Origin of the sequence: Tenacibaculum aiptasiae (assembly GCF_008806755.1) — a bacterium.
GTDB classification, from domain to species: Bacteria; Bacteroidota; Bacteroidia; order Flavobacteriales; family Flavobacteriaceae; genus Polaribacter; species Polaribacter aiptasiae.
The window spans coordinates 1-430 of the sequence record NZ_WAAU01000033.1 but is presented as its reverse complement, the minus strand read 5'-3'; the positions used below and the strand labels follow the sequence as shown (position 1 = coordinate 430).

The 430-nt window shown below is 31.2% G+C and carries 1 pseudogene; it reads right to left on the bottom strand.

Annotated elements, in window-relative coordinates:
- A pseudogene (locus tag F7018_RS18575) lies at window positions 1-430 on the bottom strand (hypothetical protein); the annotation flags it as partial.

Here is a 430-nt window from a genome sequence, read left to right as displayed (position 1 = left end):
AATCCTGTCATATTGTTATCTTCATCAACAATAGCGAATTCATAATCACCAATACCTAAATTTTGATTGTCTGTAATTATTTTAATCGAATAGTTATCAAGACCATTGTTATTTGTGTCGTCAACAATAACTATATCATCATCATTTAAAGTAGGGTTAATAGATTCATTTACTACAACCTCTCTACTTCTAGAGCAATCAGTTCCATCTTGCATTGTAGCTGTTATGACATATGTGCCTCCTTTTAATACATCTAAAAATGCATCAGTACTAAGTACTTTAGGATCTCCTTTTAAAGTCCATTCGTAACTATAAGTACTATTAGGGTTGATTGCTTCTATTCTTGTTTGAGGATTGTTTAAACATACAATTACAGGAGTATCTACAGCAAAAGCAGGGAGCGGGTTAATAACAATATTGAAATTCAAAT